15 protein-coding genes are annotated in these 20466 nt (G+C 53.7%); 10 read left to right on the top strand and 5 right to left on the bottom strand.

The window, feature by feature from the left end:
- Nucleotides 1–51 precede the first annotated feature (51 nt).
- From nqrF to DTL42_RS13000, 7 genes are all read left to right on the top strand, one after another.
- A complete protein-coding gene (nqrF, locus tag DTL42_RS13030; protein ID WP_114369153.1) occupies nucleotides 52–1278 on the top strand; it encodes an NADH:ubiquinone reductase (Na(+)-transporting) subunit F in 1227 nt (408 codons plus the stop codon).
- 37 nt (nucleotides 1279–1315) lie between these two features.
- Entirely contained in the window at nucleotides 1316–2344 is a 1029-nt protein-coding gene (locus DTL42_RS13025; RefSeq protein WP_234824194.1) for an FAD:protein FMN transferase, read from the top strand.
- A gap of 15 nt (nucleotides 2345–2359) precedes the next feature.
- On the top strand, nucleotides 2360–2620 hold the full coding sequence (locus DTL42_RS13020) for a hypothetical protein (RefSeq protein ID WP_147274264.1): 261 nt from the start codon (nucleotides 2360–2362) through the stop codon (nucleotides 2618–2620).
- Between the two features lie 181 nt (nucleotides 2621–2801).
- Nucleotides 2802–3950: an alpha/beta fold hydrolase gene (locus DTL42_RS13015; protein ID WP_158545359.1), complete on the top strand. Its 1149-nt coding sequence runs from the start codon at nucleotides 2802–2804 to the stop codon at nucleotides 3948–3950.
- Nucleotides 3951–4036: 86 nt separating this feature from the next.
- On the top strand, nucleotides 4037–5518 hold the full coding sequence (locus DTL42_RS13010) for a sulfatase (protein ID WP_114369227.1): 1482 nt from the start codon (nucleotides 4037–4039) through the stop codon (nucleotides 5516–5518).
- 367 nt (nucleotides 5519–5885) lie between these two features.
- Nucleotides 5886–8258 carry a DUF1588 domain-containing protein gene (locus DTL42_RS13005; protein ID WP_114369150.1) on the top strand — a complete coding sequence of 791 codons (2373 nt, stop codon included), beginning with the start codon at nucleotides 5886–5888 and terminating at the stop codon, nucleotides 8256–8258.
- A gap of 2 nt (nucleotides 8259–8260) precedes the next feature.
- Nucleotides 8261–9595, top strand: a complete 1335-nt coding sequence (locus tag DTL42_RS13000) for a DUF1552 domain-containing protein (protein WP_114369149.1) — start codon at nucleotides 8261–8263, stop codon at nucleotides 9593–9595.
- A 143-nt stretch (nucleotides 9596–9738) separates the two neighbouring features.
- On the opposite strand, the gene DTL42_RS12995 is transcribed toward DTL42_RS13000, so the two are convergent.
- Together DTL42_RS12995 and DTL42_RS12990 are read right to left on the bottom strand one after the other, a co-directional pair.
- A complete protein-coding gene (locus tag DTL42_RS12995; RefSeq protein WP_114369148.1) occupies nucleotides 9739–10020 on the bottom strand; it encodes a hypothetical protein in 282 nt (93 codons plus the stop codon).
- A gap of 105 nt (nucleotides 10021–10125) precedes the next feature.
- Entirely contained in the window at nucleotides 10126–10995 is an 870-nt protein-coding gene (locus DTL42_RS12990) for a DUF1559 domain-containing protein (RefSeq protein ID WP_234824193.1), read from the bottom strand.
- A gap of 674 nt (nucleotides 10996–11669) precedes the next feature.
- Here DTL42_RS12990 and DTL42_RS12985 point away from each other — a divergent pair.
- From DTL42_RS12985 to DTL42_RS12975, 3 genes are all read left to right on the top strand, one after another.
- On the top strand, nucleotides 11670–12116 hold the full coding sequence (locus tag DTL42_RS12985) for an Hsp20/alpha crystallin family protein (RefSeq protein WP_158545358.1): 447 nt from the start codon (nucleotides 11670–11672) through the stop codon (nucleotides 12114–12116).
- A 240-nt stretch (nucleotides 12117–12356) separates the two neighbouring features.
- Nucleotides 12357–14048 carry a dihydroxy-acid dehydratase gene (locus DTL42_RS12980; protein ID WP_114369145.1) on the top strand — a complete coding sequence of 564 codons (1692 nt, stop codon included), beginning with the start codon at nucleotides 12357–12359 and terminating at the stop codon, nucleotides 14046–14048.
- Between the two features lie 370 nt (nucleotides 14049–14418).
- Complete coding sequence (locus DTL42_RS12975; protein ID WP_114369144.1) at nucleotides 14419–17883, top strand: hypothetical protein; 3465 nt, start codon at nucleotides 14419–14421, stop codon at nucleotides 17881–17883.
- A gap of 109 nt (nucleotides 17884–17992) precedes the next feature.
- Here the strand turns inward: DTL42_RS12975 and mog are convergent, their stop codons facing one another.
- The 3 genes from mog to DTL42_RS26940 form a co-directional block, all read right to left on the bottom strand.
- A complete protein-coding gene (gene mog, locus DTL42_RS12970) occupies nucleotides 17993–18532 on the bottom strand; it encodes a molybdopterin adenylyltransferase (RefSeq protein ID WP_114369143.1) in 540 nt (179 codons plus the stop codon).
- 34 nt (nucleotides 18533–18566) lie between these two features.
- On the bottom strand, nucleotides 18567–19046 hold the full coding sequence (locus DTL42_RS12965) for a 6-pyruvoyl trahydropterin synthase family protein (RefSeq protein ID WP_114369142.1): 480 nt from the start codon (nucleotides 19044–19046) through the stop codon (nucleotides 18567–18569).
- 64 nt (nucleotides 19047–19110) lie between these two features.
- Entirely contained in the window at nucleotides 19111–20379 is a 1269-nt protein-coding gene (locus DTL42_RS26940; protein ID WP_114369141.1) for a prepilin peptidase, read from the bottom strand.
- Nucleotides 20380–20466 lie beyond the last annotated feature (87 nt).

Raw genomic sequence — 20466 nt, 5'->3', positions numbered from 1 at the left:
CCACTTGTCAGCACAAAAAAATAGCGAACCTGGCATCAGGAATAGTTAGATATGGGAACGATAGTTCTAGGCGTGGCGATGTTCACCGGGGTGGTTTTGCTCCTGGTGGTGGTCATTCTTTTGGCCAAGAAAGCCTTGGTTCCGTCTGGTGATGTGCATATTGACATCAACGAGCACACCAAGGACATCGACGTACCGGCAGGCGGAAAGCTGCTTAATGCCCTGGCCGATCAAGGGGTCTTCGTCTCTTCCGCTTGTGGTGGCGGTGGTACATGTGCCCAGTGTGTCGTCCGAGTGAAGAGTGGTGGTGGCGATATTCTGCCGACCGAACGCTCGCACATCAACAAACGCCAGGCACGCGAAGGTTATCGCCTTTCCTGTCAGGTCGCCGTCAAGCAGGACATGGAGATCGAGGTCCCGCACGAAGCCCTGGAAACGAAGAAGTGGGAATGCGAGGTCATCTCGAACCGCAACGTTGCCACGTTCATCAAAGAGTTCAAGTTGAAGATTCCCGAAGGGGAAGCGGTCAACTTCAAGGCCGGTGGCTATATCCAGATCGAGGTGCCACCGCACGAACTGTGCTACAAAGATTTCGACATCGAAGAGGAATATCACGAAGATTGGGATAAGTTCAATCTCTGGCGTTACGTCAGCAAGGTGGACGAACCGGTTATTCGTGCTTACTCGATGGCCAACTACCCGGGCGAAAAGGGCATCATTATGCTCAACGTCCGTATTGCTTCGCCACCGCCAAGAGCGCCAGAAGACACGCCTCCGGGCAAGGTGTCCAGTTATATCTTTAACTGCAAGCCAGGCGACAAGGTGACCATCAGCGGTCCTTACGGCGAGTTCTTCATCAACGATAGTGACGCAGAAATGCTCTACATCGGTGGTGGTGCTGGTATGGCTCCTCTGCGTAGCCATATCTTCGAGTTGTTCAAACAGCGTAAGACGAACCGTAAGGTGAGCTACTGGTACGGTGGCCGTAGTGTTCGCGAGCTATTCTATCTCGACGAATTTGAAGCGATCGAGAAAGAGTTCCCGAACTTTAAAATGAACATTGCTTTGTCCGATCCGTTGCCGGAAGATAACTGGACTGGCTACAAAGGGTTCATTCACCAGGTTCTGTTAGAGAACTACCTGAAGAATCACCCGGCGCCCGAAGATATCGAATACTACATGTGTGGTCCGCCGATGATGAACCAGGCTGTCTTCAAGATGCTGGACGACCTGGGGGTCGAACCGGAGAACATCCGCTTTGACGACTTTGGTGGCTAAGCCCCTACGGCGAGCGAATTCGGCTCGCAAACGTATCATGCGAATGATCATCACGGCCAGCCTTTTGTGGCTGGCCGTTTTAGTTGGTTGCCAGAAAGCTCCCACAACTCCTGCGATCGAAACGATCCGTGGAGAAACGATGGGGACCACGTACAGTGTACGTGCTGTAATCAAGCGAGAGTTGCCAAATCAGCTGAAGAATCTGCAGAAGGAAGTCGACTCGCTCTTGGCCGAGGTCAATCGCCAGATGTCGACTTACGATCCCCAATCCGAGTTGTCTCGCTTCAATCAGGCTCCTGCCGAGAAATGGGTGCCGGTCTCTACCGAGTTGCTCCATATCATCGACGATGCACAGTCGATCAGCGACGCCACCAAGGGGGCGTTTGATGTCACCGTAGGCCCCGTTGTCAACTTGTGGAAGTTTGGTCCGGATAAAGACCGCAAGCACTTTCCGACCGATCAAGAAATTGCAGAAGCCAAGAAGCTTGTCGGGTATCAGCAAGTCAAAACCCATTACGAGCTGTTGGCCGTGCAGAAAAGTCAGGGCAACGTCTATGTTGACCTTTCTGCGATCGCCAAGGGATACGGCGTGGATGTTGTCTTTCAACTGCTGAAGGAACGTGGGCTGACGGACTTTATGGTCGAAATCGGCGGCGAGGTAAGGGCCACCGGGCTCAAGCCTAACGGCGAACCGTGGCAAATTGGAATCGAACTGCCCACCGAAAAGGCTGGCGAGTACGACGAGATCGTGGGGCTGCACGACAAGGCTTTGGCCACTTCTGGCGACTATCGCAACTTCTTTATGCACGAAGGCGAGCGTTACTCGCACACGATTAATCCTCTGACCGGCAGACCGGTCGAGCATGACCTGGCCTCGGTAAGTGTGCTGCACGACCGCTGTGCGATGGCTGATGGCTGGGCAACGGCGCTTTTGGTCTTGGGGCCGGATGCGGGATATAATTTAGCGGAACAGCAGAAGCTTGCCGCCTTTTTTCAAATTCGCAAAGAAGACGGGACGGTCGAATCAAAGTCGACTACCGCTTGGCAACAGTATCAACTGGACTAACGAGGAACACTTCCGATGCTCTCTATGTTGCTTATCACCGTCGGTGTGTTTGCCATTGCTCTTACCGGCATGGCGATTGGGGTGATTCTCAGCAATCGCCGGATCAAAGGAAGCTGTGGGGGATTGAACAACTTCAAGGACTCGGTGGGAAATCCTATCTGCGACGCATGCTCGAACCCTTCTCCTTCGTGCAGCCGAATACCCGAAAAGGAGCGTTGCCAAGAGCCAGTTGCTTGCGAGGATCATGTGGCAAAAGCAACTTCAGAGGGGCACTAAACTAGGGTAGTTACCTCCCTCGCGTTTCTTTTCGTAACATACTGCGCGATACCCTGACGAATTGGCGGTGTTTTTAAAAAGACACCTCTCCTATTCACTCCCTTTTCTTTTCACACCAGCTTCCAGGGGGCTGTCTATGAATGCGTATATGCCGACGTATGGGCTTGTTTTGTGTCTTTTTATGGCGACGACTACGTGGGCTCAGCAAGGGCCATCCTTCAACCGGTTGGATCGAAACAAGGACGGGAAGATTGAAAAAGACGAACTGCCAAACGCCGCTCAGCGTTTGTTCGATCAGATCGATACCAATTCCGATGGCAGCGTAAGCAAGCAGGAATTTGCCGCATTTGAAAGCCGTCGCAGGGCTCTGCAGGCGCAAGGAGAGGGGCAGACGGGCGATATGGTTGAGGGAGTTAAAGTTACACGGAATATCCCGTATGCCGACCAAAACCTCCCTCGGCAGAAGCTCGATATCGCGATCCCCGAAAAGTCGGCGACCGATAAGCCACTGCCGGTCATCGTGTTGATTCATGGTGGCGGCTGGCAGGGAGGAACCCATGGCCCGTTTTTGAACCGCGCGATACCCTTGGTCCGCAGTGGCGAATTTGCGGCCGTATCGCTCGGATACCGTTTAACCGATCAAGCAAGTTGGCCGGTTCAGATTCACGATTGCCAAGCGGGCCTGCGTTGGGTCAAAGCCAACGCCGAGAAGTACCACTGGGATCCTGAACGAATCGTGGTCTGGGGCAGTTCTGCCGGCGGGCATTTGGTCGCTATGTTAGGTGTTTCTGCCGATGTCGCAGAGCTCGACGGCAAGTTAGGACCGCATACCGATGAAAGCTTGCAGGTTGCCGGAGTGATCGATTTTTTCGGCCCCGCGAATATGTTGACGATGGGAGATCCACCGGGATTCGAGCGTCATTTCGCCGCTGATTCACCGGAGAGCAAGCTTTTAGGTGGGCCGGTGAAAGAGGTACCGGAGGTAGCCAAAGGGGCTTCTCCGCAAACGTATGTGTCGCAAGGAGACGCACCGTTTTTGATCTTACATGGTACCGATGACCGGACGGTTCCCTATCAGCAATCGGTTGATTTTCATGAGGCTCTGAAAAAGGCGGGGGTTGATTCGACATTTGTCCCCGTAGAAGGAGCCGGGCACGGTTTCGCTGGGCAGGAAGTAAATCAACGCGTTGAGGCATTTCTCGATAAAATTCTCTTGGGCAAGACGGTGAAAGTCAGCTCGGAGCCAATTAAGTCGGCACAAAGCATTCAGCGTCGAAGGCCGTTAAGAGGCCAGCAGCGGCCTGATCAGGAAGAGGGCAAGCGGGAATAGAACTTCCGTGTGATTGGCCAACACATCGATTACAATGGGCCGACGGCGTTACTTTGGTTTGTCGGCCCTTGTTGTTGGTATCGTTTATGTTTCGCACGGCATTGCTTTCGCTTGGCTTTCTGCTGTTGACCGTTTCTTTGCTGGTTGCGGACGATCGCCCTAATTTCTTGCTGATCTACGCCGACGACTTGGGGTGGAAAGACGTCGGCTATCAGGGTAGCGATTTCTACGAGACGCCAGTGCTGGATAAGTTTGCCCAAGAGGGCATGGTCTTTTCCGCCGCGTATGCGTGCGCTGGCAATTGTGCTCCTAGCCGAGCTTGCTTGATGTCTGGCCAATATACGCCGCGACATCATTTGTACGCTGTGGGAAGCACCGATCGCGGCCCGAAGAATGAGATGCGCCTGGTACCGGTTCCTAATCACCATGGGCTAAGTGCCGATAACCTTACCGTGGCCGAGGCCTTGCAAGCGGCCGGCTATGTGACGGGGCACTTTGGTAAGTGGCATCTAGATGGCAAACAAGGGGCCAAGCCGACTGAGCAAGGCTTTGTTGAGAGCTTCGATTCTTTCGGAAACGGCGAACTAAAAGAAGGTACCGAAACGAACAAGAAGGGGCCGCCCGAAGATCCTAAAGGGGTTTTCACACTTACCGACAAGGCATGTGCGTTTATCGAAAAGAACAAGGATCGCCCGTTCTTCTGCTACTTGCCCCATCATGCGATTCATACGCCGCTGCAAGGCCAGCCAAGCACACTGGAGAAGTTCAAGCAGAAAGAGAAAGGGAAGTATCACCAAGCCAACATGTATGCTGCTTGTACTTATGACTTGGACGAAAGTGTCGGGCGGTTGCTCAAGAAAATCGATGAGCTTGGGCTAACGGAAAAAACCATGGTCATTTTCACCAGCGATAACGGTGCAACGCCACAGTCTCCTCAGGAACCACTTCGTGGGAACAAAGGGGGATACTACGAAGGCGGAATTCGTGAACCGTTTATCGTCCGTTGGCCTGGCAAGGTAAAGCCGGGTAGCGTCTGTGACGTACCGGTGATTCAACTTGATCTCTACCCTACCATGCTCGCTGCCGCTGGTATCCCGGTACCGGAAGGCAAGGTGCTTGATGGGGAGAGTTTGTTGCCGCTGTTGACTGGGGAGGGTTCGTTAAAGCGATCCGCCATCTTCTGGCACTTTCCTGGCTATCTGAACACCCCGGTCATTCGCGGGCGAGAGCTTGATGTGCAGACGGGGTTTCGTTCTCGCCCGGTGTCGGTGATCAATCAAGATCACTGGAAGCTTCATCTTTATCATGAAGAGTGGGTGCTTGATGGTGGCCAAGAAAAGCTGCCTGAGAACGGTGCCGTGGAGCTTTACAATCTGAAAGACGACATCGGCGAGCAACACAACTTGGCTGCTTCACACCCTGAAAAGCGAGACGAGCTTCTCAGGGAACTTCTGGATTGGCACAAACACGTCGGGGCTATCGTCCCTAGCGAATCCAATCCTGACTATGCTCCGGCGGCAGTTGGCCAGCAGGCAAGTCAAAAGAAAGGCAAGAAGCGGAAAATCTAACCGGCGAATCCGCACGAAACGGCCGAACTTACCACCCGATAGAGCTTGTGGGGATTCGCCGCAAGTTTTGGCCTTCCGATGGGGTTTCTCGTTGGACTTCTTCCCCGGGGCTCAGGTAAAATAAAAGGTACCCTGAGAATAATCCTTTGGTAACGCTTGGTGCGGACATCGCAAATGAAAGCGGCCAGGGTTTTTTCAGGAATAACTAGTGACGGGGTTCGTCGATGGTGTATGATGGCTCCGCTCGCTTGGAATGAATAAACCCTCCCGCCCCATTTCCCACCTCCCTGCCAAGCCTGCCTCCCCGAAGGTGTTTCCTTAAGAAGCATCGACGGTGGTTTTGGTACGCCTAGCTGCCAGGTTGCCTATGCCTAACTACTTTCCCTCAAATCACTTGCGATTACCGCTTGTGCTGCTTTTGATAACTGCTTGCGCGCAGTCGGTCGGCGCGAACGAGGATGTTCTGCGCGAAAAAGGCAAGCGGATCTACACCAATCTGTGTGTCGATTGCCATGGTGGTCAGGGGGAAGGGGTTGCTGGGGCTTATGAAGCTCCGTTGGTGGGTGATGCCAGTTTAGGCGAGCTTGCCAGCCAGATTACAAAAACGATGCCTGAAGGGGACGAAGAGGCCTGCGTGGCCGAAGAGGCGGAAGCGGTCGCGGCCTACATGCATCATGCTTTCTACAGCGAAGCAGCCCGAATTCGGAATCGTCCTCCGAAGATCACCTTGGCCCGGCTGACCGGGAACCAGCTTCGGCAGAGCTTGGCGGATTTGTATGGCCATTTTCATGGAAACACGGCCTACACAGATGAACGGGGAGTGAAGGGAATTTACTTCACCGGTTCGCGCTGGAAGAACGAGAACAAGAAAATCGAAAGGGTTGATCCCACCATCGATTTCGACTTTGGCAAAGAGAGCCCTGGCGAAGGGATCGACAAGGAAGACTTCTTTATTCATTGGACCGGAAGCATCTTGGCCGAAGAAACCGGCGACTACGAGATCATCGTTCGCAGCACCGTCTCATTCACGATGGACTTCGGCAAAATGGGGCGACAACTGATCGACAATCACGTGCAATCAGGCGACAAAACCGAGTTCCGTGAAGTGGTGCGGCTTACGGCGGGGCGTGCTTATCCATTCAAGATCGACTATATCCAACGCAAGCGAAAGACAGAACAGCCGCCAGCCAGCATTTCGGTTTCCTGGGTGCCACCGCATGGGACTGAGCAACTGATTCCCCGGCGGAACTTGATTCCTTGGGCGGTCGAGCCCACTTTCTCGCTTCAGGCAAAACTACCTCCGGACGATCGCAGCTACGGTTTTGAACGCGGGATTAGCGTTGATCGCCAATGGGACGATTCCACAACCGCTGCGGCAGTCGAGTTCGGTCATGTGGCTACCGAAGAGCTGTGGCCTGATTATCGTCGTCGCCACAAAGACGTCTCCGACGAAAACCGTTTGCGGCTGAAGAACTTCCTCACCGAGTTAGTCGAAACGGCATTTCGCACGAAGTTATCTGAAGAATTGCAAGAGCTGTATATCAACCGGCAGGTCGCCGCATGCCCGGACGATGGCGATGCGATCAAGCGGGTCGTGTTGATGACGATCAAATCGCCACGGTTTCTATACCCTGCAACCGACGCGACCGACTCGGTTTCACAGCGTGCCGCCAATCGTTTGGCACTGACTTTTTTCGATTCGATTCCGGCAGATAAATGGTTGTTGGCAAAGGTTCAAAAAAACGAACTGCAAAACGAACAGCAGGTCCGCGAAGCTGCTTGGCGAATGGTCAACGACTTTCGGGCTCGGGGCAAAACCCGTGAGATGCTGCATGAGTGGCTCAACGTTGGCCATATTGGCGATATCACCAAGGACGACGTCCGCTACCCAGGCTTCGACAAACAACTGGTAAGTGATCTGCGGGCTTCGCTCGATCGCTTCCTAGACGATATCGTCTGGAGCGAAGCGAGTGACTATCGTCAGTTGTTCCTGGCTAAGTGGTCGTATTCAACCGATCGCATGGCGGACTTCTACGGCGAGTCGTGGCAGCCGGTGGCGGACGCGGAAGCAGCCGTAACAGAAGAAGGTAAGCTCCCACGCGGACCGGGCCCGCAACGCATGCGGAAGACAGGCGACGATGGCCAGCTTCGATTGGGCGTGTTGACGCATCCCTATATCATGAGCGGTTTGGCTTACACCGATGCCTCTTCGCCCATACATCGCGGCGTTTTTTTGATTCGCTACATGCTCGGACGAACCTTACGTCCGCCGAACGCTGCCTTTTCGCCTTTGAGTGCGGACTTGCATCCTGGTTTGACAACGCGTGAAAGAGTTTCGCTGCAAACCAGTCCTGAGAGTTGCCAGGTGTGTCACTCGCGAATCAATCCCTTGGGGTTTACCCTCGAGAACTTCGATGCAGCGGGCCGCTTTCGTGTGCGAGATCAAGACAAGGCGGTCGATAGCAGTGGCACGTATACCACCCGCGATGGTCAAGAGATTACGTTTCAAAACGCGGAAGAAGTCGCGAATTATCTCGCCTCGAGTGAAGATGCTCACCGAGCATTTGTTAGTCGCGCGTTTCAATATTTTGTGAAACAACCAGTGGCTGCTTATGGCCCAGACAAGCTGGATGATTTAACTCGCAAGTTCAAGGAGAGCGGATTCAATATTCGCTCGCTTCTAGTCGAGATTGCAGTGATTTCGGCGTTGGAACCCCACTCCAAGAAGATCGCAGGATAGATATGCTCAACCAATTCTCACGACGTGAGTTTTTGCAAAAGACGGGCATCAGTTTTGCCGCCGCAAATTTACTGATGGGCCTGCCCAGCTTGGGGTGGGCATCTGAGGTGAAACCCAAGAAGCGTTTGGTCTTCATCTTCAGCCCGAACGGTGTGATTCCGGATCACTTCTGGCCAAAGAACGTGGGCGCGGACTTCGACTTCCAGCGTATTCTTAAACCGCTAGAACCGTTCCGCAATCAAACGATGACCATCAAGGGGGTCGGCAACCTAATTAAAGGGGACGGCGACGGGCACATGCGTGGCATGGGCTGCTTGCTGACCGGGATCGAGCTGTTTCCTGGTGACGTACAAGGTGGTTCCGATACGCCAGCTGGTTGGGCCATGGGCATTTCCATTGACCAATACCTTAAAAACCAGTTGCAAGCCAACGCTGCTAGCCAAACCCGCTTCGGCTCGCTTGAGTTCGGCGTGATGGTGCCAGATCGGGCCGATACCTGGACGCGCTGGTCGTACGCCGGGCCCAATCAGCCGGTCGCTCCGATCGACGACCCCTATCAGATGTTCGATAAGATGTATGGTCAGGCCAAGAATCGCGAAATGCTGGCCAGCGTGCTCGACGACTTGACCGACGATTTTAAGAAGGTCGAAAAACTGATCAGCGTCGAAGATCGCCAGCTCCTCGATTCGCATGTGGAAATGGTGCGGAAGGTCGAACTGGAACTGCAGGCCGAATTGGCGAGCAAAGATCAACGGGCCGAGCTTGATCATGCCATTCCAGAGCTGCCGCCGAATGTGCGTGAAGATAACGACAACATTCCGCAGATTACCAAAATGCAGATCGAGCTGATGGTCAACGGCTTTGTGGCCGACATGAACCGCGTCGCTTCGCTGCAAATCACCAACAGCGTCGGACAGCCCAAGATGAAGTGGTTGGGAATCGACGAAGGGCACCATGGCCTATCGCACGAGCCGGACAGTAACGAGGACGCATACGAGAAGCTGATCAAGATCAACACTTGGTACTGCGAACAAGTCGCCTACCTGGCCAAACGCCTGGCGGACACGCCAGAGCCGGGGGCCAACGGCAGTATGCTCGATCACACCACCATCGTCTGGACCAACGAGCTAGGCAAGGGGAACTCTCACACCCACAACGATATCCCGTTTGTGCTAGTGGGTGGCGGCCTCGGCTTCAAGATGGGCCAGGCCATAGATTACAAGAAGGTGCCCCACAACCGCTTGCTAATGAGCATGTGCGAAGCTATGGGCTACCCTTTGAAGTCTTTTGGCAATCCTGACTACTGCGGCGAGGGGGCCCTGACCGGTTTGACCTAGTCGCCCGGTTAAAGGCCTGCCTGCGATCAAAAACGAATAAAGCCGAAGCGTTTGCTTCGGCTTTTTGTTTGTTGTGAATAAAGCTCCTCAACCGGCAACTCCATCCCAGTTGCCGATTGAGGAGTCTGCCTCATGTTATCGCGTTATTGTAGATCTGGTCTGGGGAGATCGGTTCGCATTTCTGGACCAATAACATCGTGCATGAACTTCTTCCAGGCTCGTTCTGACTTCAATTTATCGTCATGCATTCGGAGACGTTCTAGCGTAGCGCCATCGTACTTTTCAGGTATCGGCAGCGTCTTCCAAGTTTCAACGGTTAGTGCTGATGTCTCGTTCGCGGTGGTCTTAGGAGCCGAGGGTTTTTGATTACAGGCCAAAATCCCTATTAGGAACATGCAGGTCAGCCAGTAGCAAAACGCTCGCATAGCTTGGTTTCCTCGGATAGGCATTGCGCGTTAGGGAAAAAGAAAGAGGCGAGTATTGATAGGGCTGGAAGCCGAATGTACGCTCGCCTGCCGTTTGCCTATGCGTTAGGGGAGTTGGGCAACTTCGCCACCTGCTCGGGTGCTGATTGCTTGGTAGATGTCGTTATCGATGGTTTCAGCAACAAACCGCACTGAACCATCAACCAAACCAAACATCACGCCACCTGGATGCTGGCTGCGGAATCCGCCATTAACACTTGAGGTGTGGTTATGCTTGTTCAGCGGGTAATATGCGGAACCCCAGCCATACAAATAACCGTATGCCCAAACTGCACCATAGCTAGTAGAGGGAACACCCTGGGGCATGAAATCTGTCTCGCCGACCATGAATGTGTTTGAAGTTCCATCGGTGATGTCGCGGAATTTGGTAGGGGCGCGATGATTGGGGCTTTCATTATCCTTTAGTTTTATAGGGATAATGGCACCGTCATAAGCTGGTTCTGGTACGTTGTAGTATTTGGCGTATTGAAACAAGGAAGTATCAGGGGTGCCTGAGCAAAATTGATAACTGCTTGGTGCTCGGTTTTCTAGTAGCTCACCATTTGGCATTACCATGGTAGGGCAAAGGTATGTCGGGATGATCTCTTGCTGGAGCATCGCATTTGTCCAGCCATCGCCATCGGTATCGTTCGTGCTGTTTCGTTTTTCTTCTGGATCCCAGCGCTGCGCAACGGCATCTTGTTCCAGGAAGGGAAGGATTGACACCCAGCCACTTTCGTAGGTCGAAGTGCTATCGGCGTCAATTGCATCTCTCATCGCGTAGGGAAAGTGGTTGTAGGTATCGTGGAAGTTATGTATTGCCAATCCAACTTGTTTGACTTGATTCGAGCAACTCATCCGGCGAGCCGCTTCGCGGGCCTGTTGGACGGCAGGGAGGAGCAGGGCGATCAAAATTCCGATGATGGCGATCACCACCAACAGTTCAACCAATGTAAATGCAGCGCGAGACGACGGAGTCGACATCGTAGATAGCCTTTGAAATAACCAAACCAGGGGGAACAACAAGGAGCGAACAATTCGCCTCCTTGTACGTCACGAGCGTGGCTGGCATCGCAAAGGCGGGTGCTGGCTGCGGCCTCAAGATGAAACTGAGTCTCAGTTGCATCTTGTTTTAGGTGAGTTCCGGCGGAGTGTCAAGAGATTCCCGGCAGAAAAACGGGAAGGAATGTCAGGACGTTCCTAGGAAGCTGTTTGTCAGCAGCCGGGTATTTCTATTCGGTTTAAGTGTGCCAGCTTTAGACTGGGCTTTTTGGTTGAGGCCTTGGCTTCTTGGTCGCTGCCGAATGAAATCCTGTAGCAATTTAGCGATTCATGCTGTCGATTTGGCAAAGAGTGCCATTTTGGCAGGGGGAGCTGGGATGGCGATAAGTAGCTAACGACATGAGGTTGTTGTCGCAACTTGTTGAAAGATCGTGATTTGCGAAATCGAGCGAAAAGAAGAATGTGAATTGGTACGTCTCTTGCATTTTGGTGAAGTGCCCTCGCAAGAAGGCACTTTAAATCAAACATCAAGCCAGTTCGTTTAACGAACAATTTGGCGAGTTTTTGTTTCAACTTCTGTAGGAATTGTTATGGAAAGGTTGATCAAAATGGTACGTCCACAAACACAATCCGAATCGAAGTCGCATCCCCTGACCAACTGGCACAGCGAGATGGACAACCTTTTCGAGTCGTTCTTCCGCCCGGTGCGGCAAAGTGCTTCCGGTGCTTGGCTGCCGGCGATGAACATCTCGGAATCGGAAAATGCCTATCAGATCGATTTAGAGCTTCCCGGTCTGAACGCCGAAGATGTCAATGTCGAACTTCATGACGGCAAGCTGACGATCTCTGGCGAACGTAAGGCGGAAGAACAATCGGAAGATCGTCGTTATCATCGCGTTGAGCATGTCTACGGCAAGTTTGAACGCGTGTTGAAGCTGGGGACTCCGGTCGACGAAGAGAACGTCACTGCCAGCTTTAAGAATGGTGTCTTGATGGTTTCGATTCCGAAGTCTGAACACGCCAAGCCACGCAAGATTGAAGTCACTCCTAGCTGACACCCCCGCATGTGTTTGCTCGTCTTTTTGGGCAGCGAACTTATGGGATGAGCAAGACGCCGAGCCGCGAAACCTCTACGTGGCCGGCGTTTTTGTTTTCTTGGCCAGTGTGTTTTGGGGTGTTGCCGAATTCACGCCATGCGGCACTCTTTTCCTGCCCATGTTGAGTATTGAGCTTCCAGGCACCATACTACCAAGTCCCTACCATTCCTTTCATGCCTGGCAAGATTGAAGCTTCTCATGGACCGACCACTCAACTGGAATAGTCGTAACCTGACCCAAGGCTGGCAACGCGGTGTCACTGCGTTTTACTACGGTTTGCACTTCCAAGAGGAAGATTTTCACAAGCCGCAAGTTGGGATTGGGGTGCCTTTGCTGGAAGGCAATCTCTGTAACGTGCATGCTTATCGGCTGGCTTCTTTAATTAAAGAAGGTCTGGCGAAGGAAGGGCTGATTGGCTTTCCTTTCGGCACCCCCGCTGTCAGCGATAACATTACCCAGGGGCAAGAAGGGGGCAATGCCAGCTTGCCATCGCGGAATATGATTGCCAACGCCGCCGAATGTGTAACCAGCGCGCACGGCTACGATTTTCTGATTGGCATGCACAACTGCGATAAGAATGGTCCTGGTTTTGCCATGGCTTTAGCGCGGCTGAACTATCCTGGGCTGATCATCAATGGCGGTAGCATTAAGCCAGGTTGTCATCGCGGGCAAGATACTTCGATCTTGGATGTGTACGATTCGCAAGCCGCAGCTAGTGTGGGGGCGATGACGCATGAAGAGGCGAATGAAATCTTGCGAACCGCTTGCCCAGGGCCAGGCGGATGTGGCATCGCTGCTTCCTTCAACACTTGGGGCATTGCCTTGGAAGCGATGGGGCTAACGCCTCCTTATTCTAGTTCCAATCCGGCGGACGATCCCTCGAAGATTGCGGAATGCCAAAACATCGGATCGATGGTCAAACGACTTCTCGCCGAGGATATCCGGCCGCGAGATATCGTGACGCGTGCTTCGATGATCAATGCAACGCGAGCCGTCGCGGCGATGGGGGGATCGACCAACGGAGTGCTGCATTTATTAGCGTTGGCACGGGAAGCGGAAGTCGATTTCCATTTACAAGATATCCAAACGATCTGTCGCGAAACGCCTGTGCTGTGCAGCTTTGCACCACGCGGGAAACGAACAATGTTCGATTTGTTCAAGTTGGGTGGCACCCCGATATTCCTGAAGTATCTGTTGCAGCAAGGGATGCTCCAAGGAGATTGCATCACGGTAACCGGCAAGACAATGGCCGAAAATCTGGCAGACGTGCCGGATGTTTCTTGGGATCAAGATTTGATCGTGCCGGTTGAGAAACCCTTCAAGCCGTATGCCGATATGCAGATTTGTTTCGGCAACCTGGCTCCCGGCGGAATTGTGTTTAAAGTGTCGAGTATGAAGGAGCCGACCTTCCGCGGAAAAGCGATCTGCTTCGACGACGCGCGAAAGATTGCCGAAGCGGTAGAGCGAGACGAGATCCAGCCTGGCACGGTAATTGTTTTGCGCTATCTGGGGCCGGTCGCTTCTGGCATGCCGGAGGTATTGGTCGCAACCGCCGCTCTGGCAGTGCCAAAGCTTGACGGCAAAGTGGCTTTCATTTCTGACACACGTGTCTCAGGCGTTTCGCACGGAGCGATCGGTGTGCATTGTGCACCGGAAGCTGCCGTTGGTGGACCGATTGCCTTGGTGGAAGACGGCGACGAAATCTCTTTCGACTTGGTCAACGGCAACTTGTCCTTACACGTCGACGACGCCATCTTGGCTGAACGCCGCCGTAAGTGGACCGCGCCTGAGATCCCGCGCACGAGAGGCTATCTGGCTGACTTCTCGGCTACCGTATCGCAAGCCAACCATGGCTGCGTTAGTCGAGCTTTTCTGCCGGTCGAGGATTAACAGCCTGTTGAATTTCTCAGATCGGTTACGTTGTTGAGATTGGGCCGATTGCGGCGTTGTGAATCCCTCGACATATCGAGTGGATATGCCTGCGGATTCACGCCTTGCACGCGCTCGCGACGCAGAAAATGAACAGGCTGATAACGGCCTGTGATTATCGCCATCATCAGAATAATCCGATGATGGCATCGCTGGTACCAGAAAAAATTTCGATCCCGCCGTAATTCAATTGCCGTTATTGCCCGCCTAAGGCGGAATGGTTTTCCATTCGTATTTGCCGCAATGTGGTGACCCGTGACCAATACCTATTTGTGCGGTAGGATCTGTCGACGCAACGACCAATTTTTGATCCTTAGAATGCGGTGCGACCATGGACCTTCGAGAAGCACTTGGTATCCGCCAACCAGGCGAAGTTGTTGATCCGAAGACGGAACGACAGCACCTAATCCGGTACATCAATCTGCAACTCATCGCAAACGAGTTGCCCCCGGCGTTGGATGACAGCGAAGTCGAGTTCGTTGGCTTGGCCCGGGGATTGTTGGCCAATTATCACGAAAAGACGCGGAAGTTGTACGACCGCCCCGCGCCGGTCGATCAGCGGATTGAAGCCTTTTTGGCCCGCTACTTCGGCGACTTAAAGCCCGAAACGCCTTTGGAACTTCCCCGGCAAAGCTTAACGCTGGAGCGGCATGGCGTTGCCCGTGAGCTTTCTCTGCCGGTCAACCGATCTTCGTTTACCTGCGAACTTGTCGAGTCGTACCGGGTGGCTAACGGTGTATTGCATAATCCCCGCAACGACCGCCGCACGACAAAGGGAACATTCCACGTAACCGAGGGTGGCTTGCCCATCGCAGGCGACAAGCGGGCCGTGCCGCGGGAAGTCTTCATGAAGATGTTCCAGATCGCGGTTAATCCGCCTCAGGAAGACACGCTGTTGCCTTTCACGGCTGATTGCGATCATCCCGCGTACAGCACGGTCTCGCTATTGCTGCGACCGATTGTGTGCCCTGAAGTGCCGGGAGTAACGCCAGAGAAGACGATGGAAGTCCGCTTCTTTGCGCCTGGTTTGTTGGTGAGCAATCTCGACTTTGTCGAATCGATATTTGGGAATGCCGGCGACCCCTACATCAGCGATAACAACGCCGCGCTCGATGTCGAACATTGGACCGGGCACACCGGCTGTGTGATCCTTGCGCCGCACTTGGGGACTTACACCAAGAAAGAACTGGGTCTGCCTCACTACGACGACGCCACCCCACGCCAACGTCAAGATTCGATGTGCTGGAAAGAGGACGGCGAACTTTACAACGATGGCCAAGCGTTCAAATTGACTTGCCGCGACGCTAGTGGCGTTGTGGTCACGCTGATTGCCGACAACTACTTTGGCTACTGCAAGAAGGAAGTCAAAACGCAGATTAGCTATGCGGCCAATTTGTACGGCGACACCGAAGAAGAGCACGCTGGCGGCTGTATCGCCTATACCAGTTGGAACCTGGGGGACGACTTCAAGGTCAACAGCCAGCGTTACAACGGACGTACAATTGATGACGTGAAGCGAGACTATGGCGACCTGATTGATTTCAAACCGGAGGGTTACGGGATCGACAAGTTGCATCCGGAAGTTTTCTACATTCCAGAAGACGCCCGGGCGACCATGCTCGACCAGTGCATCAAGTGGACACGCGATGGTAAAGAACATCGCTTGCCACTGCTTCCGAATCAGTATTACATTGCTCCGTCTGGCTATAAAATTCGGATGGAAAAACACCCTGCCGCACCAAGTTGGCGTTTGGTAGGCTCGACCGCTGAAGGGGTTTTCTGTCATAAGCCATGTACGGTGAGTGGCGGGGGAAAAAGCGAAATCAGCAAATCGCTGACCGACTACACCCTGTACGGCCCGATTTTTGTGTCCGATATCTACAAAGATATGGACATGGTCGAGGCGATTTTCGAGAAGGACTACTCGAATCGCTGGAAGGCAGATTCCAACAAGAAGCCTGATTATTCCGTCCGCCCGTCACGGCCAGTGCTTTCCCCAAATCGAACGTTGGGCAGTGTGATCAAACTGCTGACGCCGTCGATCGATTACACCGAGGAGTACAACGAGTGGCTGCGGGACATCCCGCATCACATCACATCGATCGTCTTTATTATCAAGCGGCTTATGCTGCCAGAATGGGGCGAAAATTGGCGTGATTACTTCGGTGTCGATATCGTCAACGGCGTGCCTGGGCACGAACTGAAGGTGTTGGATCGCCGCTTAGTGGGAACGTACTTGCGGGTTGGTTTCAACGAGGAAGGACGCTGGCGAACCTACAAGCTGCGGCAAGACTTCATGGCCTCGGACAAAGTACAGACCGAAGACGATATTAGTGCTTCGGTGATCGTTCCTAATAGTATGTTGGAAGACATTGAAGGTGGGCCTGGAGTTGCGTCCAAGTTCACCATCAACTGCGAGAATCGCTTGTTCCAGCGGCCAGACGATGCCATTCATCGCGGGTTTGATAGGAAGACAGAAAGCGATCTCGCCAAGTCGGATAACTTCATCTCGAACTTCGAGGCACTGACGCACGAGTACGTCGACGAGATGGCGCGCCGAGCGGTCGACTTCGATCGATTCACCGAGCCGATGGAAGACTTTCTGTTTAAGTTCCTGGCCAGCGACGAAAGCTATGTGGTCTCTTCCGCTAATCCTCGCCTGGTTAACGGGGTGCCGACGAAGAACCCTCGCTATTTGCAAACACGCCCTGATTTGGAAAATCCCTTGCCGAAGTATGTCGGCGAAATGGGGGCCCGTTTGTATCGCAAGTTGAAGCCAAGTCAACCGCTTTACCAGCCAGTCTCGGCGGTGTTGTGTGGGCGGCGGAACAATCCGCCAGACAAGGAAGCAGGTATTCGAGGCTTGGCCGTATATGGGCCGATTCATTACCAGGAACTGCCTGAGCTGTTCATGGACTTCATTGCCTCGTTAACCGGCAAGAGTCCGTCGACAACCGGTGCTGGTAGCGAAGGGGCACTGACCAAAGGGCCGTTCAACTGCTTACGACCCACAGCCGATTTGAATCAGGCTTTGGTTGGCTACATCATGACTGGCTTGGCTGGTTTCTCGACGGCTGCTGGCCACATTGGGCCGAACGTTCGTGTCGATCACGATATCAGTCTTCTCATTCCCGAAGTTTGGTGCCGCTTGACGTCGGAAGAACGTGATCCTGAATTCCTCATTCGGCAACGAATGTTGGAAAAGATAGCCGACTTCGAGCACGAAGGAGAAATGATCCCAGGCAGCCGCTTAGGTTACCGCATTACGAAGACCTTCGTGCGGATGTTCTTCGGCCGCGTGTTCGACTATCCGCTAAGTGTGTTTGACGAGTCGATCCTCAAGCCGGAAACGCAAGATATGGATGCCTACGTCGATGGGATCAAACATATCGCCGAGGTGCAGCAGCGCGTCGCGCAGCGGTACTTGGACGATGGTTCGATCGATGAGGCTTGCCCGCCGCTAAAGGCGTTGCTGTACATCATGGCCGAAGGTTCCTACGAAGGAAAAACGGTCCACGATTCCGACTTCAGAGAGATGTTCACTTGTGATTCACTGTTGAAGAGCGACTGGTACTTGGAACGTCTCACTACGAAGCAGCAGCGAGATATCGAACTGTGGCAGCGGCACATGAAATCGCTCGACGACTTCCTGGCCGAATCGACGCATGCCCACGACGAAACCAAGCAGGAAATCCGTCGCCGCAAAGAGTACGTACAGCGTCAATTGGCTCGTCTGAATAGCCCCGATTACTTGAAAGCCCACATGGGCGGCATCGGTCTTCAGCCGATGAAGTAATTGCCTTGGCTGTATGAGCTGAACTTGTGAATAGCAAATCAAGCGATACGAAAATCTCGTATCGCTTTTTTTGTCGCGAAGTGCGGGTTTCTTTCAGCAGCCTCGAAGGCTACTTCTTCTTGGGCCGAAAGGCTTCGATCCGGGCGGGATCGGTGGTGAGATAAGGGCCTTCCATCAAGTCGATACAGTAAGGGATCGCCGGGAAGACAGCGTCCAGGCATTCGGCAATTGCCTTCGGTTGCCCCGGCAGATTGACGATCAGCGAACTGCCACGCAGGCCGGCCGTTTGACGCGAAAGGATCGCGGTGGGAACTTTCTCTAGGCTGACCTTCCGCATTAGCTCGCCGAAACCTGGCATCATCCGATCGCAAACTTGCTCGGTCACGTCGGGCGTCAGGTCCCGCTTGGCGGGGCCGGTGCCGCCGGTGGTGATGATCAAGCAGCAGCCCACATCATCGGCCAAGCTGATCAAGGTCTGCGTCAGCATGTCCCTTTCGTCGGGAATGACTTTAGCGATGCCATTCCAGGGAGACGTCAGCACTTCTTCCAGATATTGCCGAATCGCTGGGCCGCCGCGATCTTCGTACTCGCCACGCGAGGCTCGATCCGAAACGGTGACGATGCCAATCTTGGCTATGCTTTCAGGCATGGGGTTCTCGCTCTAACAAGTCGCCGCTATGGGCTTACGAAACCATCGGTTCCGACCATTCCTCTTGCTCTTGGACACGGCTAGGCGTATCGATGCTAGCTTCTGCGAAGCTGTCTTCCGTTTCCCAGATAGCCACCTTCACACAGGTCACACCGGTTCCCTTAAGCAGCTTCGGGCAGACCGATTCCAGCAAGTAGGTGGCCATCCCTTCGGCGGTTGGGTTGGCCGGCAGGATGTACATCTTGCAGGGAACCACCTGTTTCAACGCATGAATGCCGTTCTCGTCTGCTTCGTTCAGCAGAAACGCATGGTCCCAGTGTTCGTCGATCCACCCTTTGAACAGGCGTTTCAGCTCGGCGAAATCGATCACACGCCCCACGTCGTCGACATGGTCGCCGGTGACGTGGAAGTCGGCCACGTAGTTATGGCCATGGAAAAACTCGCATTTCCCGCCATGTTTATGTAGTCGGTGCCCGGCGCAAAACTTGATGCGCCGCATGATATTTAGGCTCATATCTCTCTCCCTGGATAGGCATTCCAGGTTAATGATCCCCCACAAAGGGGCTGAATAGATCGGTCTATCGGTTATTCTCTGGGATTGTCCCGGGTGAGGCAAGGAGTTGCAGATTGGGCGACTCGTTCCCAGGGACTTCTGAGGTTCTCCGGAACCGCTGCAGGTCGACCGAGGGGCGCCAGGTTATTTTGCGTAATACCAAGCCTAGGAAAAGGATTATCCCCAGCAGGATGCCCCAAGTTGCCAGGGGGTGGGGGGGAAAAAACGGATTCCAGAACTGCCAAGACAAAAGATGGATTAAGCTGGCCGTCAAAATCGACAGTTCTAAGCCCCCAGCCATGTCGTGGCGGCCACGCGCTTTGAGTAAGGGGGAAATGATAATCGCCAGCAGCAAAGCTCCTGCTGCAATGGTGGCGGCTGCTTGCCAGCCAAAAAACAAGCCGACAGCGAACATCATGGTGGGGACGCCCCAGCGCCCCGAGGAACCATCTGCATCTGTGGACGGTACAAAACAACGCATTGCCAGGCCGAGCAGGGCTCCTTCTGCCATCCCGATCAGCAGGGTGAGGAAGACAGAGAATCGCTCAGGGTCGTCAAAGTTGCCGATCGATTCAAATCCGGAGCGAACCGGCAAGAGGGCTGGCCAAATCAGTGGACCGACAAACCCGACTCCAAACCCCAGCAGGGCCAAGGTGAGGGGCATGCGCTGCCGATCCCAGGCAATCAAGCTCCAGCACAGCAGCAGGCAAAACAAAAAGCAGTGGAAAAGATAGAGCCCGATCAGCCCGAATTGAAGTTCCAGCATGGCTCGGGAGTAGTTCAAATGAACGGCCACGACCCCTGGAAGATTGCCGCCACCGGTTAACAGCTCGAACTGCAAGAGCAGCAGGAAAATGCCTCCCATGATCGCTTCGACAATGGGGTACCGAGGCGAAATCGGCAAACGGCAAGTCCGACAACGGCCACCCAGCATCAGCCAGCCAAGGACCGGAATGTTGTCGTTCCATTTCAAATTGGTGCTGCACCAAGGGCAACGAGATGGTCGAGTAACCACGGTTTCGCCCCGGGGCATTCGCCAGATTACCACATTCAGAAAACTGCCGACCGTCGCTCCAAAGAAGAAAAACCAAGTGTACAGAAAGCCTGCGATCAGGACCGTTTGAATCCACTGGATTTGATCGAGTCGGTTTTGGCGGCTGGCAAAATCGTCGTCCGCGCTGGCCGTCCAAATTGCCTCGAAAGCAGGCCAAGCCAGCAAAGTCCCAAAGCCAAGGCAAAATGCTGCAACGATCGCGTAGCGAAGCCAGATGAGTCGCGAGCTTTTCCGAGGCATCAACGATTTCTTACTTGGGCATAGGGAACAGAAAGCCAAACCTGCCATTTTAGGTTGGATGAGACAAGCGAACAACGCGCCCCCGGC

It is taken from the genome of Bremerella cremea, from assembly GCF_003335505.1.
Classification (GTDB): domain Bacteria; phylum Planctomycetota; class Planctomycetia; order Pirellulales; family Pirellulaceae; genus Bremerella; species Bremerella cremea_A.
The sequence above is the reverse complement of the archived record's forward strand: the minus strand, read 5'-3'. Positions and strand labels throughout refer to the sequence as shown.

Excerpts from the sequence above, each read along its gene's own strand:
- nqrF (WP_114369153.1), top strand. The coding sequence starts at position 52 with ATGGGAACGATAGTTCTAGGCGTGGCGATGTTCACCGGGGTGGTTTTG.
- DTL42_RS13025 (WP_234824194.1), top strand. The coding sequence starts at position 1,316 with ATGCGAATGATCATCACGGCCAGCCTTTTGTGGCTGGCCGTTTTAGTT.
- DTL42_RS13020 (WP_147274264.1), top strand. The coding sequence starts at position 2,360 with ATGCTCTCTATGTTGCTTATCACCGTCGGTGTGTTTGCCATTGCTCTT.
- DTL42_RS13015 (WP_158545359.1), top strand. The coding sequence starts at position 2,802 with ATGGCGACGACTACGTGGGCTCAGCAAGGGCCATCCTTCAACCGGTTG.
- DTL42_RS13010 (WP_114369227.1), top strand. The coding sequence starts at position 4,037 with ATGTTTCGCACGGCATTGCTTTCGCTTGGCTTTCTGCTGTTGACCGTT.
- DTL42_RS13005 (WP_114369150.1), top strand. The coding sequence starts at position 5,886 with ATGCCTAACTACTTTCCCTCAAATCACTTGCGATTACCGCTTGTGCTG.
- DTL42_RS13000 (WP_114369149.1), top strand. The coding sequence starts at position 8,261 with ATGCTCAACCAATTCTCACGACGTGAGTTTTTGCAAAAGACGGGCATC.
- DTL42_RS12995 (WP_114369148.1), bottom strand. The coding sequence starts at position 10,020 with ATGCGAGCGTTTTGCTACTGGCTGACCTGCATGTTCCTAATAGGGATT.
- DTL42_RS12985 (WP_158545358.1), top strand. The coding sequence starts at position 11,670 with ATGGTACGTCCACAAACACAATCCGAATCGAAGTCGCATCCCCTGACC.
- DTL42_RS12980 (WP_114369145.1), top strand. The coding sequence starts at position 12,357 with ATGGACCGACCACTCAACTGGAATAGTCGTAACCTGACCCAAGGCTGG.
- DTL42_RS12975 (WP_114369144.1), top strand. The coding sequence starts at position 14,419 with ATGGACCTTCGAGAAGCACTTGGTATCCGCCAACCAGGCGAAGTTGTT.
- mog (WP_114369143.1), bottom strand. The coding sequence starts at position 18,532 with ATGCCTGAAAGCATAGCCAAGATTGGCATCGTCACCGTTTCGGATCGA.
- DTL42_RS12965 (WP_114369142.1), bottom strand. The coding sequence starts at position 19,046 with ATGAGCCTAAATATCATGCGGCGCATCAAGTTTTGCGCCGGGCACCGA.
- DTL42_RS26940 (WP_114369141.1), bottom strand. The coding sequence starts at position 20,379 with ATGCCTCGGAAAAGCTCGCGACTCATCTGGCTTCGCTACGCGATCGTT.